Annotated in this window: 13 protein-coding genes and 1 pseudogene; 11 read left to right on the forward strand and 3 right to left on the reverse strand. The window is 62.0% G+C overall.

Annotated elements, in window-relative coordinates:
• Positions 1–8: 8 nt before the first annotated feature.
• The 9 genes from B5F74_RS08015 to B5F74_RS08055 all read left to right on the forward strand — a co-directional run bounded on the left by B5F74_RS08015 (position 9) and on the right by B5F74_RS08055 (position 9,443).
• On the forward strand, positions 9–806 hold the full coding sequence (locus B5F74_RS08015; RefSeq protein WP_066829799.1) for a tetratricopeptide repeat protein: 798 nt from the start codon (positions 9–11) through the stop codon (positions 804–806).
• 27 nt (positions 807–833) lie between these two features.
• Positions 834–1,343: a nitroreductase family protein gene (locus B5F74_RS08020; protein WP_066829796.1), complete on the forward strand. Its 510-nt coding sequence runs from the start codon at positions 834–836 to the stop codon at positions 1,341–1,343.
• A 38-nt stretch (positions 1,344–1,381) separates the two neighbouring features.
• Positions 1,382–3,286, forward strand: a complete 1,905-nt coding sequence (locus tag B5F74_RS08025; RefSeq protein WP_087201506.1) for an FAD-dependent oxidoreductase — start codon at positions 1,382–1,384, stop codon at positions 3,284–3,286.
• Positions 3,287–3,385: 99 nt separating this feature from the next.
• Positions 3,386–3,877: a DUF3237 family protein gene (locus B5F74_RS08030; protein WP_066829790.1), complete on the forward strand. Its 492-nt coding sequence runs from the start codon at positions 3,386–3,388 to the stop codon at positions 3,875–3,877.
• Between the two features lie 314 nt (positions 3,878–4,191).
• The gene (locus tag B5F74_RS08035) at positions 4,192–4,797 is read left to right on the forward strand and encodes a DUF1097 family protein (protein ID WP_066829787.1); all 606 of its coding nucleotides are present in this window, start codon (positions 4,192–4,194) and stop codon (positions 4,795–4,797) included.
• 113 nt (positions 4,798–4,910) lie between these two features.
• Positions 4,911–7,184 carry a pyruvate formate lyase family protein gene (locus tag B5F74_RS08040; protein WP_066829785.1) on the forward strand — a complete coding sequence of 758 codons (2,274 nt, stop codon included), beginning with the start codon at positions 4,911–4,913 and terminating at the stop codon, positions 7,182–7,184.
• Between the two features lie 24 nt (positions 7,185–7,208).
• Positions 7,209–7,505: a glycine radical domain-containing protein gene (locus B5F74_RS08045; protein WP_066829782.1), complete on the forward strand. Its 297-nt coding sequence runs from the start codon at positions 7,209–7,211 to the stop codon at positions 7,503–7,505.
• A gap of 147 nt (positions 7,506–7,652) precedes the next feature.
• Entirely contained in the window at positions 7,653–8,624 is a 972-nt protein-coding gene (locus tag B5F74_RS08050) for a glycyl-radical enzyme activating protein (protein ID WP_158095727.1), read from the forward strand.
• A gap of 45 nt (positions 8,625–8,669) precedes the next feature.
• Positions 8,670–9,443: a 4Fe-4S dicluster domain-containing protein gene (locus B5F74_RS08055; protein ID WP_066829776.1), complete on the forward strand. Its 774-nt coding sequence runs from the start codon at positions 8,670–8,672 to the stop codon at positions 9,441–9,443.
• 263 nt (positions 9,444–9,706) lie between these two features.
• Here the strand turns inward: B5F74_RS08055 and B5F74_RS08060 are convergent, their stop codons facing one another.
• The 3 genes and pseudogenes from B5F74_RS08060 to B5F74_RS08070 form a co-directional block, all read right to left on the reverse strand.
• Entirely contained in the window at positions 9,707–10,855 is a 1,149-nt protein-coding gene (locus tag B5F74_RS08060; RefSeq protein ID WP_087201510.1) for an iron-containing alcohol dehydrogenase, read from the reverse strand.
• Between the two features lie 154 nt (positions 10,856–11,009).
• Positions 11,010–11,669, reverse strand: a complete 660-nt coding sequence (locus B5F74_RS08065; RefSeq protein WP_158095728.1) for a DUF4125 family protein — start codon at positions 11,667–11,669, stop codon at positions 11,010–11,012.
• Between the two features lie 284 nt (positions 11,670–11,953).
• Positions 11,954–12,276, reverse strand: a pseudogene (locus tag B5F74_RS08070) (malic enzyme-like NAD(P)-binding protein); the annotation flags it as partial.
• An 8-nt stretch (positions 12,277–12,284) separates the two neighbouring features.
• Here B5F74_RS08070 and B5F74_RS12230 point away from each other — a divergent pair.
• A complete protein-coding gene (locus tag B5F74_RS12230) occupies positions 12,285–12,434 on the forward strand; it encodes an AIM24 family protein (RefSeq protein WP_143753830.1) in 150 nt (49 codons plus the stop codon).
• A gap of 470 nt (positions 12,435–12,904) precedes the next feature.
• Entirely contained in the window at positions 12,905–13,408 is a 504-nt protein-coding gene (locus tag B5F74_RS08075) for a DUF2798 domain-containing protein (protein ID WP_087201514.1), read from the forward strand.
• Positions 13,409–13,530: the final 122 nt, after the last annotated feature.

Below are 13,530 nucleotides of genomic sequence, written 5' to 3' on the forward strand. Positions count from 1 at the left end.
GAGGAGCCATGCTCGATCAAACCTTCTATCAGGAACTTGACGCCCGCTATGCCGCGCACGACGCCGCGGGGGCGGAGACCTATCTGCGCGCCGCGCTCGACGAGGCGTGGTCCGATGAGCGCAACCACGAGGATCGCGCGACGGTCTTGAACGAGCTGCTCGGCCATTACCGCACAGCCGGCGATTTCGAGGCATGCGATTCCGTGCGCAAGGCCCTTCTGCGCGAGCTGCGCGCCCTCGACCTTAAGGACGGCCCCGTGTATGCGACTTTCGCGCTGAACATCGCCAACGCCTGCCGCGCCATGGGGCGCCTCGATGAGGCGGAACGGCTCTTCTTGCAGGTGCGCGACATCTATGCGCGCGAGATCGAGCCCGGCGACTTCCGTCAGGCGAGCCTAGCCAACAACCTGGGGCTCACCTATCGCGCAAAAGGCGACCTCGCCTCTGCGCGGCACTATCTGACCGAGGCGCTCACCATCGCCGAGGCCCTGCCCGATGCGACGGCAGCCGTTGGTGCCACCTGCTCGAATCTGGCGGACCTCGCAATCGAGCAGGGGGATTTGGATGAAGCGCAGGCATTCGCCGACCGCGCGGTCGCGACCTGCTCCGGCGATACGGGAGGTGTGGACCTGTCGGCAGCGCTCGCCGCATCGGCGCGCATCGCCTATCGACGCGGCGATTTCGCGGCGGCGGCGGATTCGTATGGCAAGGCGGCCGACGCTTACCGTCGGGCCTTTGGCGAGGGCGGTGCCTATGCGACCTTGGTGGGGAACCGCGATGCGGCGCTGGCGGCTCAGGCGAATTGATCGGTATCGGCAGCAAAGGGGTTTGATATGAACGTAATGGATGCGATCCAGGCCCGCTGGAGCGTGCGCACATATGCCCTGCGCGCGGTGGAGCCGGAGAAAATCGAGGCCATCATGGAGGCGGGCCGCCTGGCGCCGACGGCTTCTAACGAGCAGAAGTGGCGCTTGATCGCCGTCACCGATCCCGAATTGATTGCCCAGATGGTGCCCGCCTGCAAGGACGTGGCCTGGGTGGGGACCGCGCCGCTCATCCTCGTCGCCTGCTCCGAGGGCGACCGCACCATGGTCTGCGGCCAGAGCGCGCGCACCGTGGACTGCACCATCGGCATGAGCTACATGACACTCGAGGCCATCGAGCAGGGCCTGGGTTTCTGTTGGCTCGGCTGGTTCTACCCCGAGAAGGTGTGCGAGGTGCTGAACATCCCCGACGACTTCATGGTGGTCGCCGTCGCCACGGTCGGCTATCCCGCCAGAGAGGGGAAGCGCTCGCCCAAGAAAAGCACCGACGAGGTCATTGTGTACAACCGCATGGCATAGCGCTGTGCGAATAGTTTTATATCCCGTAAGGAGGCATCATGGGATATAGTTTTCTCGAACCGGTGAAGGTGGGCCCGCACACGCTGCGCAACCGCATCACCAAGTCGGCCATGGCCGAGTACATCTGCGCGGGCGACGGGACGGTTTCTGACCGCTACGTCGAGTTCTACCGCACGATTGCCGCGGGCGGGGCATCGCTTGTCGTGCCCGGCATCATCCCGCTGGTGGAGCCACAGGACCCGCCTATCTTCATGGGAACCTTCAACCCCTCGCTTGCAACCGATGAGGCGATCGGGCAGCTCGCCCGCGTGGTCGATGCGGTGCATGGCGAAGGCGCGCTCATCATGTTCCAGATCTGGCACTCCGGTTGCTACGCGACGCCCGACGGATTGAAATCGATGGTCGACGACTTCACGACCGAGGAGCTGCGCGCGCTTGAGGGTCGCTTCGTGGATGCGGCGCGTCGGGCCAAGGCGGCAGGCGCCGATGGCGTCGAGTTCCATATGGCGCACACCTATCTCGCCTCTCAGCTGTTGAGCCCCTTGTTCAACCATCGTACCGACGAGTACGGTTCTGATACCATCGAGAACGCAACACGGTTTGCCAAAAACGTCATCGAGCGCATCGACCGCGAGCTGTGCGACAACACGTTCACCGTGATCGTCAAGCTTCAAGGCTCGGACTGCACAACGGGCGGCATCACGGCAGATCGCGCCGCTGAGGCCGCGGCCATCCTCGAGAAGGCCGGCGCCACTATGTTCACGGTGAACGCGGGCGGCGCGCTCGTGGGCTACCAGTACATGTCGGATAACGGGCACCGTCCGGAGGGCTGGAAGGTCGACTTCGCCGCAGCGGTGAAGGAACGCGTCTCGGTCCCCGTCGCGACCTGCGGCAACATTCGCCATCCCGACTATATGCACGAGCTCATACGCGACGGCAAGGCCGATATCATCGCGCTCGGTCGCGAGCTGTACGCAGACCCCGAGTTCCCCGTCAAGTGCGCGACCGGCCGTGAGGATGAGCTGCGCTACTGCGTGAGCTGCCTGTACTGCTTCACGCCGGTGCCCGAGGATGACTCGATTCCCGGTTGTACCGTGAACCCCTGGTGCCGCTCGGAGCGCGCCCACCCCGAGTTGGTGCACGATGGGGACGGGCGCCGCGTGGCTATCGTCGGTGCGGGCGTGTCCGGTCTCGAGGCGGCGGTCGTGCTCGCTGGGCGCGGTTTCGCGCCGACCGTCTTCGAGCGCAGCACCCATCTGGGCGGCCTGGTCGACCTTGCCGCCAAGCCCCCGCACAAGGAGCGCCTCGCCTGGATCATCGATTATTACGAGCGCCAGCTGCGCCGTCTGGGCGTCGAGGTGCGACTGGGCGTCGAGGCGACCCCTGAGGTCGTGTCGCAGATCAACCCATATGCGGTCTTCGTGGCGACCGGCACCAACGAGGTCGTGCCAGGTCGTATCCCCGGCATCCACGGGCCCAACGTCGTCCGCGTGCGCGACGTGCTCGACCGCAAGGTCCGCTTCTGCGACAAGCGCCTCGCCATTATCGGGGGCGGTATGACGGGCATCGAGACGGCGCACATGCTGGCGTTGGGCGGAAACGAGGTCCATGTAATCGAGATGCTGCCCGAAAAGCCGCTCGGTATCGCCGACAAGCTGTCCTTCGGCGATGCGTTCACCGACGGCGTCCAGATCCACTACGAGCACCAGCTCGTTTTGATCGACGAGGGCGGCATCGACGTCCGCGACCTTGCATCCGACACCGACGTGCGTATGGATTGCGACGCGGTGATCCTGTCGATGGGCATCCGTGCAGACCCTGCGGTCATCAAGGCCTTTGAGGCTGCCTTCGAGCGCGTGGTGCCGGTCGGCGACGCGGCCGCGCTCGGTCGCATCCCGACCAACATCCGCTCCGGCGCCGATGCCGCCTACGCACTCGCGTAGCCCATCAGATGCCCCTGGGCTCCGTCGCGCACCCGATGCCTCCGTGCGCGGCGGCGCCCTTAGGCGATAGACCTACCTGAAATCAAGAAAGGAAGAACCATGTCTTTGTCCCTGAAGAAGCAGTTTGAGGTCCGTCTCGACCTGGTCGCCCCCTCCGAGGTCGTGGGCACCGACTTCGCCGGAGCCGGGAGGCGTATCCTCGTGCCGTGCCCCCAAGGCGAGCTCACCGGCCCCGATTTCCATGGCACCATGATGTGCGCCGGCATCGATCACCAGCTTGTGCGCGACGACGGGGTGACCGAGATCAACGCCTCCTACGGTTTCAAGCTCGATGACGGGCGCGCCGTCTACATCCACGTCGAGGGCATCCGCGCGGTGCCGGACGAGCTGGTGGAGACGGTCAAGGCGGGCGGCGCGGTCGACCCCAAGCAGTTCTACTACGTCACGACGCCCACGTTCGAGGTGTACGACGAGTCGCTCGCTTGGATGACCAAGAAGATCTTCGTGTGCGATGCCGTCCGCCTGCCGGATTGCGTCCTGTTGACCTATTATACGGTCGAGCAGGAAAACGACCATCCGGCGCTCGACTAGGCGAACTATACCGGGCACTCGGGGCGTCAAGGGCGCATACTGCGCCGACGCTTCAGCCCGTCACAAGAGTAAAGCATGCCACGGCTGCCTGCAGACCCCTTTGGGAGGGTTGCAGGCAGTCGTTCTATACGGAACATTCGTGTACATGACTTTGAAACATAGTCTCTGACCTGCGCTTCGACCGTATACCTCACGAATCGTACCGCTCGCCTAAACCCTGCTCCTTAATCGTATGTAGAACATAGAATGAATTACGACGTACAAAGAGGTACGTGCAGGGATCCCGCTCGGAACTCCGCGAGAAAGAGACACCCATGAACAACAAGGGATATATCAATTGGGCGATTTGGATCAGCGTCCTGTCCGGCATCTATTGTTTGGTCTACCTGTATACGGTCGGGACCTTCACGTCCGAGAACGTCCTGCCGGGCTACCAGATCGTCTACGGTACCTTCACGGCGCTCCCCATCTATTTCACGGCGGGTGCCAAGCGTGAGGATTTCTGGCGTTACATCTCCAGCTACCTCGTTGGCCTGCTGTGGTCGATGGTCTACCTGTGGATTATGGACCAGCTCTCCGCCATGGGCGTCGACCCGTGGGTGAACATCGCCCTGATCGTAGCGATCGTCTGCACCGTCGAGTGCGCCCTTCACTTCACGGTTCTGTCCAAGCTTCCGTTTTCCGTCGTGCCCGCCCACTTCGGCGCCATCTCCAACGCGTTTTGGCTGTCGAATCTGACCATCTCCATCTTGGGCCCGGGTGCGACCTCGGTGGGAGGCTTCTACAACTTCGCCGCCTTTCCGATTCTGGCACTCACGCTCTGCGGCGGCACGCTTCTGGGCCTCATCTGCAACGAGGGCTTGAACTTCATTAACCAGAAGACCGGAAAGTTCCAGCTTCCGAAACCGCAGCAGGATTAATCCTTAGGTAATGTTGACATGCGTGGCCGCAGGCGAGACGAGCGAGCCCGTCCCCGCATGTCTGAAGCTTGCAGGTTGCGACCTGCCAGATCACAAGAAAGAGGAGGAACATCATGGCCGAGGAAACCATCGAGGTCAAGGTCGTCGAGGGAGGCGCCAAGCTCGGTAACGAGCTGCGCGCCGGCACCGTCGCCAAGACGGGCTCCACCAAGCGCACCCAGGAGCTCAACGGCATGCTCCACGCCAACCGTCCCAACCTCGACATCACGCGCGCCCGTGCCTTCACCAAGGTGTATCGCGAGACCGAGGGCTACCCTGCGCTATACCGCCGCTACAAGGCGTGCGCTGAGGTCTACCGCACCCTGTCCGACACCGTGTACGATTACGAGCAGCTCGTGGGCTGGCCCACCAAGCGCATCCGCGGCGCGAACTTCGCCATCGAGCTCCATGCGCACTGGCTGGTCGACGACCTGCCCAATCTGCGCGACCGCACCTACGATCCGTTCGAAGTCACCGATGAGGACTACAAGGAACTCGAAGAGGACCTGTTGCCGTACTGGAAGGATAAGACGGCTGCGGCCCAGTGGAAGCACTACGTGACTCCCGAGGAGTGGGACCGCGCGCAGTTCGGCGGTGTGTCCGATGTCTCCAATTACATCTGCGCCAACGGCAGCCACTTCATCCCCTCGTGGACCGACGTCATCGCCAACGGTTTCCAGAAGTATTACGAGAAGGCCAAGAAGCTGCTGGCCGAGCTCGACCCCAACGATCCCGCCTCCATCGAGAAGAAGTACTTCTACGAGGGCATCATCGAGGTCTGCGAGGCCATCCACGACTGGGCCGACCGCATGAGCGCCTCGTGCCTGCTCAAGGCCAAAGAAGAGGCCGATCCCGTGCGCAAGAAGGAACTCGAGGAGATGGCCGCGATGATGAAGCGCGTGCCGTGGGGTCCCGCCACCAACTTCCATGATGCCATGGAGACCGCATGGGCCGTCTGCTTCTTCTTGTTCGTCGAGGGTGCCGGCCCGTCCATCACCTGGGGTCGCTTCGACCAGTACATGTACCCTTACTACAAGGCCGACATCGAGGCGGGCACGCTCACCCCGGAGAAGGCGCTCGAGCTGATCGAGGAGATGTACATCAAGGTCACCTCCAACGTGTGGTTCCAGTCCACCCAGATGGCCTACATCTTCGGCGGCTACTACCGCTATCCGCATCTGGACGTGGGAGGTCTGGACGCCAACGGCCGCGATGCCTCCAATGAGCTCTCCTACCTGTGTCTGCGCGCCATGCGCTATTCTCGCACCACGTCGCCGGCCGTCTCGCTGCTGCTGCACCAGAAGACCCCCGATTCGCTGCTGCGCGAGGCCTGCGAGCTCGCCGCCGACGGCATGGGCCATCCAAGCTTCTTCGATGTCGAGACGCTCTACAAGATGCTCGCCACCCGTGGCGCGGGCGCCGGTCGCTCCAACTACTCGCTGCAGGACATCATGAAGTACGGCAGCCCGATCGGCTGCGTCGAGCCCGGCGTGGAGGGCATGCAGTATGGCCATACCGACTCCGGCATCATCAACGTCGCGGGCTGCATCTACGCTGCCGTCACCAACGGCAAGAAGGCCAAGGGCGTGGACGGCACCCACTGCGGCAAGATCGTGACGTTCCCCTCTGGCGAGCCCGAGACGCTCGATACCTACGAGAAGTTCGAGCAGGCGTGCCTCGCCCAGATCGAGTATGCGATCAAGGAGGCCCACTCCAACCTGATCATCGTCGAGAAGCTTCTGGCCGAACAGTTCAACCTGCCCACCTTCACGATGCTGCTCGACGGGGCGCTTGAGCGCGGTGTGGACGCGACCGCAGGTGGCGCCAAGGTCAACATCGGCCCGACCATGCAGATGGTGGGCTTCGCGACCGCCGTCGACTCCATGGTCGCCATCAAGAAGGTCGTCTACGACGACAAGGCTGTGCCGCTGCGCTGCGTGGCCAACGCCATCGAGGCCAACTTCGTGGGCTACGAGGACACCCGTGCCCTGCTGATGGCTGCCCCCAAGTTCGGCAACGACGACGATTACGCCGACGACGTGGCCTGCCGCGTCTGGTCGTTCTTCGGCGACACGACCAACAAGCTCAAGATGTACCGCGGCAACTACTGCGATGCGGCCATCCAGATGGTCCAGTCCAACGTGGGCTACGGCGCGATGACCGGCGCCACCCCCAACGGCCGTCTTGCCGGCGCCCCCATTTCCGATACCATGTCGGCCTCTCAGCAGGCCGACACCCACGGCCCGCTGGCAGCTGCTCGCAGTTACGGCAAGCTGGACTATACGAAGTACAGCAACGGCACGCTGCTGAACATGTGGATCAGCCAGTCTGAAATGATGGAAGTCTAGAGTCCAGCAAGGGAGTGATGTGTTATGCAGACTATTCGCGAGACCGGTCTCGATTTGCCCGAGGCCACCTATCAGATGCCCACCTACAAGGAAGCGGGCATGAATAACTTCGTCAACCTGGTGCGCACCATGCTGAACGATTACGGCGTGTATCACGTCCAGTTCAACACCATCGATAAGGGAACGCTTATCGACGCCAAGGCGCACCCCGAGAACTATCCGACCCTGCTCGTTCGTGTCGCCGGATACAGTGTCTACTGGACCGACATCGCCGAGCGCGTGCAGGACGACATCATCAACCGTACGGAGCATACGTTCTAAATTCGGTTTTGATGAGATGACGTAACCGGTAAGGGCAGTCCACCAGCGGATATGCGGGGGTCGCAGGGAGCATAATCCTGTGGCCCCCGCTGCATGCTGCGGGCGGGCTTTCGTGGGGCGCCGGCATTCGGTGCAAGGAGGTTTTCGATGGCAGAGGGCAACGTCTCGGGGCGAGAAGCGACCGTGTTCGATTTCGGGCATTTTCGCAACACGGACGGAGCGGGTATCCGCACCATGATTTTTTTCAAGGGTTGTCCGTTGCGCTGCAAATGGTGCTCGAACCCCTGGGGGCTTTCGGTCGCCCCGCAGCTCGCCGTGAACCGCGAGCGGTGCGTGGGTTGCGGCGCGTGCGTGCGCGTATGCAAACAGCAGGTGAACTCGATCGGCGAGGACGGCAGGGTCGAGATGGATTGGGAGCGCTGCAGCGCCTGCGGGCTGTGCGTCGCCATATGTCCCGCCAGCTGCCGAAAGATCGCCGGCGAGCGCTATGATGCCCAGGGTTTGTACGAGCAGGTGCGCCGCGATCTCACCTTCACGCGCCGCGGACGCAGCGGTATCACCCTGTCCGGAGGCGAGGTCCTCATGCAGTGGGAGGTTGCCGCCGAGGTCTTGCGCCTGTGCAAGCGCGACTATATCGACACCTGCATCGAGACCTCCGCGTTCGGCCCTTGGGAGCACCTTGAGGCGCTTGCCGCATACTGCGACACAGCGTTCGTCGACCTGAAGCATATGGATTCCGCCCGCCATCGCGAGGTTACCGGCGCACCCAATGAGCTCATCTTGGAGAACATCGAGTGCCTGTGCGCCTATATGGAGCAGCGCGGACGCCGCGTCATCGTGCGCCATCCGGTGATCCCCGGGTACACCGACGATGAATCCAACGCGGAGGCCATCGCCCGTTTCATGGCGCAGCTGCCCGGAAAGCCCGATCTGAACATCCTGCCCTACCACAACCTCGGCGAGCTCAAATACACCATGATCGGTGAGGAGTGCGAGGTCACGGGCCTCGATATGATGAAGAAGACCGATGAGCGCATCGGGCGGATCGTGGAGGCCTGCGAGCGCCTGGCGCCCCAGGTTCGCGTCACCGTTGGCGGCGAGAACATCCATTGGGATTAGCCGATGCGTCGTGTGGGTCGGTTGCGAGAGGGGAGGACTGCGAATATGGCGGACGGAGAGGTGAAGCGCGCCGTATACGGCAAAGCTCGCGAGCTGGGTGTAAACCTCGTGAGAACCTGCTCTGCGGATGCGTGGGAGGAGCGTCCCGTTCAAGACCCGGAGTTTTGGCCTCGCAACATCTGGCCATGGGCCAGCCGTGTCGTCGTGCTCGGGATGCCGCTTTTCGCGCCCATGATGGCGACCGCGCCTTCGATGGTCTACCAGGAGCTCTACGATACAAGCAACCGGGTGCTCGATGATATTGCGTACCTGCTGTCGAACTATGTGACGACTCTTGGCTATCGGGCGATGTACTTCCCGCGGGACTGCTATTTCAACATCAACGTGCTCGAAGACGACCCTCGAGCCGCTTTTTCGCATGTCCTGGCGGCTTACTATGCCGGCATGGGCACGATTGGCGACTCGCACAACCTCGTCACGACACAGTTCGGTCCCCGGCTGCGTATCGTGTCGATTCTGACCGACGCGCCGATCGAGCCCGATCCCATGTTGGAGCACGACCTCTGCATCCACTGCGAGAAGTGCCTCAGGTCATGTCCGGTGCGCGCCTTCACGCACGCCTTACAGCAGGGGCAAGACGTCTACGACATGGATGCGATAGCCTGCACGAAGTATCACGAGGAGCTCGTCGGGGCACATCACTGGCCATGCGGCATCTGTGCCGCCGTGTGCCCGGTCGGCGAGGATGTGCGACGATATCAGATGGAGCCTATGGTGACGCCGGAGGGAATAGCTCACTGCCAGCGTTTCGGCTCGTGATATCGAGTGCGCGCATGGGGTCTCGCCATGCGCCCGAGTCTGCTTGCACCATGTGCCGGCTGTGCGGAAAAGCTTGGCACAGCCGGCGTTTTTCATAGGTCGTATAGGCCGCAAAGAGCCGCCCGTGCGTTCGACTGTAAGGTCAAGCGCACGGGCGGCTCTGGAGTGGCGCACGGTAATTAGGCAGGCACCGGCGCCGCCGGGCGAGAATGGGGGAGAAAGGTAAAGAGAGGGGTACTGAGCCCGGCTATGATGCTTCGCGCCTACAGGGCTTTGCGGTAGAGTGCGATGACATCCTTGATGGTGGTCTGTCGGGGATTGACGACGATGTTGCCGCTCGTCATGGCATCGGCGGCCATGGCCTCGATCTTGTCTTCCGTTACGCCGACCTCAGAAAGCGTCGCCGGGATGTCCAGCTGCTTGAGCAGGTGACGAACCTCATCGGCGAGCATTTGCGGGCGGAAGTCGATGACGGGATGTCGATCCTCGCGGATGTAGTTGAAGATGCGCTCGTAGCGGCCGTGGTCGGCGAGCGCGTTGTACTCGACGATCGCGGGAAGCAGGATGGCGTTCGCCATGCCGTGCGCGACGTGGAAAAAGGCGCTTACCGGATGGCTCATGGCGTGCACATCGCCGCAGCGGGCGAAACCGAAGGCGATGCCGGCGAACGTGGAGCCCACCATCATGGCCTCAGCGGCCTCGATGTCGGCGCGGTTGGCCACGAAACGGCGGATGTTGGCACCGATGAGCTCCAGGGCCTTCTCTGCCATCGCGTCGGTGAACGGGCTTGCGTCGAGCGATGTATAGGCCTCCCAGGCATGAATCATGGCATCGATGCCGCAGGCGGCGGCGACGCCCGCTGGGGCGGTCATGATGAGCTCGGGGTCGAGCAGGGCGAATGCGGGCAGAATTTTCGCGCTGTATACGGACAGCTTGTGGTTGCGGGCCTCGTCGGTGATGACGGAGAACGGGGTGACCTCAGAGCCGGTGCCCGCCGTGGTGGGAATGGCGATGAGCGGTTCGATATCGCCGGGAACCTTGCCGGTGCCCTCGTAGGAGGTGATGCTGCCCCCAAAGCGCACGAGCACGCCGACGGCCTTGGCAACATCCATGGGGCTACCGCCGCCGAGAGCGACCAAGCACGCGGCGCCGCTTGCCTTATACGCCTCGGTTGCGGCGTCCACGATCTCGACGGTCGGATTGGGCAGCACGTCGAGATAGGAGGAGACCGTGATGCCGGCATCTTCGAGGATGTCCGAAACGTGCCCGACTGTGCCGATCTTCTCAAGTCCGCGGTCCGAAATCAAGAACGCATGCTTGGATCCGAGTTCCTTGACCAGCTCGGGCAAGCGTTGCAGGCTGCCGGTGCCGAAGACGATTTTTTGCGGAATCCCAAATCGGAAATCCTTCATGTGTGCCTCCCTCATTCGTGTTCTACAAGAGTTGTTGGAATGTAGAACATAATATGAATTACGTCCATCTTACGACCAGTGAGAAAGAAGTCAATGGCTTGTTGCGGTTTTAGCGCGAATGCACCCGAGCGGTATCGGTTTGCCGGTGTACGGTCTATAAGACGTGCTGGCCGTCCAAGCCCCGGTCCCCCATGCTCCCCGTGGCGAGTACCCGTTCTACATCATCCAGACTTTGGTAGCCGTAGGCATGAACCTGAGCTACGGCGATCAGTTCCTGAAGGTTTCTGCCCTCCTGTGCTGCGGTGCGGTATGTGGCGAGCAGGGAGGTGAGCGTGCGAAGTGAGTACGTCGACATCTCTCCGCGGGCATAGGTCTCGACGGAGGTCTTGTCTGGCGTGTCGTCACGGGTATGCAGCACCCGTCCCCGCCCCATATAGAGCGGGTAGTGTTGGGCAAGCTCATCTGCCCAGCGGACCGTGAGGCCTACCAGCTCTTCGACCGCCTCGTGCGTTTCATTTGGGACGGGTGGCAGCATGGTGGCGAGTGAGGCAAACTCGTCCGGATGCGTCGATTCCATCATGCGCGCGTACTTGATGGTGACGGGATTCATGCCGCGCGCCCGGTAGTCGGCCAAATCGTCCAGCCAGCTCTCAAGTGCTTGTCTGTCCCAGCAGGTGTATTGCGCGCGGCGCATCGTCGAGAATGTGCGGGGCATCGATTGGCAGCTTGCAGGGCCTCCGACGTTATTCACCTCTTGGAAGAACTCCCATTCCCGGGCGATGATCGTATCGATAAGGTTGTCTCGGTTGCGCACGGTTTTCTCCAACCGCGAATATTACCAACTGAACTGTTCTACATTCTACAACAAAGCGGGAAGCACGATGTGGGAAGAAGGCGGAGCAGTCGGGTTTTCTGATTGGGTTCGTAAAGGCCTCTAAACGCGATGCGGTGCACATCTCATGGGAAATGAGAGCCTGAAAATCACGAGTGCGCCTTTGGCATGTGCCTTGCGGCAACGAAGATGCCAAAGGTACACCAACGATTGCGGGGGAAGGACCGCAAGTAATATTGAGACCGCTGGGGACGGCTAAGGGGCCGCTACAGGCGGGCGACACCCGTCTCGCGGGCAGCGGCGGCCACGGCGGTGGCGATCGCGCCTTTCACGCGCGGGCTGAACGCTTCGGGAATGATGCGGCTGGCAGAAGGCCATCGGCTCGGACAATCTCGGCGAGCGCGTCGGCTGCGGCGAGCTTCATGGCATCGTTGATGTCGCGTGCACGCACGTCGAGGGCACCGCGGAAGATTCCGGGGAGCGCGAGTACGTTGTTGATCTGGTTGGGATAGTCGCTGCGGCCGGTCGCCACCACGGCGGCCCCGGTGGCAAGGGCATCTTCCGGCATAATCTCGGGGGTGGGGTTGGCACAGCCAGATGGTCAAGGGCGGGATGAGCCTGGTCTTTGGCGGTGAGGGTGCGTTTCACACCGTGCTGACCGGGCCGGGCACCGTGTGGCTGCAGACCATGCCCATGGCAAGCCTGGTCGAAGCCATCCTGCCGAGTGCCAAGGGCAACAGGCGCTAAACGCGATGGGCGGTTGGACCAAGATCGATCTCTTCAGAGCTGTCAGGCGGCCAAACAATTATTCTGTTTGATTGTGAGGTCTTCCATGTTCACGGGGGCGATACCCCTCGATAAAGCCGCAGATGAATCCTGCGGAAATGACAACGGGTATCGCGCCTGCGGGGAGTGCTGCCTTAAAAATCAAACACTATTTTGCATCGGTTGCCATTCGGCTAGGTGGATAGTCCACTTTGTTCTTTATGGCAACTTGTGGGGCCTGTCGAGCCGAACGATTCGTTAGGTTTGTTGCGTTTTGGGTGGACCTTCACAAACTTAACGCTTACATGGCGGCTGAAAACTTGGTAGGGTAGTCCTCACAGCTGCTCAACCGCACATATTCAAGCTGGCGTGCCCGCGCGAATCGGTACGCCAGCTTTTTTGTTGCGCGCAGGCAGCGTTCTGTAACCGTCGAGAAGGGATTATCTGACCGCATGCCGACCAACAAGCGCGAAAGCTTCATCTTCACCATCATCATGTGCTTCTGCATGGTGCTGTGGATGTCCATCTACAACGTCGCCCGTGTGCACGGCTGGGACTTCAGCCTCACCACCATCGCCGACGCATGGTTGGGCTTCCCGCCCGCCTACATCGTGGCCATGCTGCTCGATGTGCTGATTGCCAGTCGCGTTGCCAAGTGGTTTGCGTTTCGTTTCCTGGTGACGCCGGGCAAGAGCTCAAAGCTTGCTATCACGCTTTCAATCAGCACGATGATGGTGTTCCCCATGGTTTTCTTCATGTCGCTCTACGGCGCCATCGAGGCGTTCACCCATGTGGGCGACCCGGCTATGATCCTGCCGACCTGGATCTCCAACATTCCCTGGAACTTCATCGCGGCCCTGCCGTGGAACCTTCTTATCGCGGGTCCCGTGTCCCGCTGGCTGTTCCGTCGCGCGTTTCCCGAGGGAACGGTTCTCGCCGAGCCGGTCGCCGCGTAAGCGCGTCTCAGTCTGACGCAACAGCAAGGCCCCGCTGCCGCCTGGAAGCATCTGCATCCGGGATGGCGGTGGGGCCTTTTCTTATGAGTGGGGGCGTGCGAACCGGTACGTGCTGCGGAATC

The sequence above is a fragment of the Collinsella sp. An271 genome (genome assembly GCF_002159695.1).
Lineage (GTDB): Bacteria > Actinomycetota > Coriobacteriia > Coriobacteriales > Coriobacteriaceae > Collinsella > Collinsella ihumii.